Below are 951 nucleotides of genomic sequence, written 5' to 3'. Positions count from 1 at the left end.
ATGCGACGAGAGTCGCACGTCCGGTGCGGAGGGCGGGCCGGGGAAACGGGCCAGGAGCAATCCCGGCACCGCGCCCCGGTCCGACCCCTACATCATCGGTAATAACCACCTCTCGGCGATCGGCACTCTGGTCGAACGCCAGACCCGGATGCTGCGGTTGGTGCATCTGCCTCGCAGTGACGCCGACTCCCTGCACGCGGCCTTGGTGGCCCGCATGAAGGATCTGCCACCCACGCTGATGCGGTCGATCACCTGGGACCAGGGCACCGAGATGGCGCGCCACCTTGCCACCACCGACAAGCTCGGCGCGCCCGTCTACTTCTGCGACTCCAGATCACCCTGGCAACGCGGCACGAACGAGAACACCAACGGACTGCTGCGCGACTACTTCCCGAAGGGCGTCACCCTCATCAGCCACCCGCCGGAGCAGTTGTTGGCCGTCGAACACGAACTCAACCATCGCCCCCGCATGGTCCTCCAAGACCGTTGCCCCGCCGATCTATTCGCTGCCCTGTTAGTCTCGAGTGATCCGTCGGTGTTGCGACGTTGAGTAGAACCCACCCCGTCGAAAAGGGGTCAATTTTCGGCCGCCGTTGACAGCGGTTGTGCTAAGTAGTTGGGTGAGGGCGAATCGCTCTACACCCGAGTCGATTCCAGCCAATCTTTGACGTCATCCAGTAACCATCGACGGTGCCGATCGCTAAGCCTGAGGTGATGTGGACCAGGCGCATCAATCCCACGTTCCCGCCTGGCCGCCCATTCATGCAGCGTTGAGACCGGAACTCCGGTCATCGCTCGAACTTCATGAGCGGTGAGCATGACCGACGCATTTTCTATCGTCATCGTCTCCAACCCCAGTTGCGTCCAGCAGAGTGGTGTACGAGCCGGTGATGACCGGCGTGTCGTAGCCGGATGAATGAAGGTCATCGCGTGATTCTTCGAGGGACCGAC

At 62.1% G+C, this 951-nt stretch carries 1 protein-coding gene; it reads left to right on the top strand.

The window, feature by feature from the left end; all coding sequences use genetic code 11:
* A partial coding sequence (locus tag AOT87_RS10570; RefSeq protein ID WP_240483254.1) for an IS30 family transposase occupies nt 1-550 on the top strand: 550 nt, incomplete at its 5' end.
* Nucleotides 551-951 lie beyond the last annotated feature (401 nt).

The organism is Mycobacteroides sp. H003, from assembly GCF_001440135.1.
Classification (GTDB): domain Bacteria; phylum Actinomycetota; class Actinomycetes; order Mycobacteriales; family Mycobacteriaceae; genus Mycobacterium; species Mycobacterium gwanakae.
This window is presented reverse-complemented; position numbering and strand designations above follow the sequence as displayed.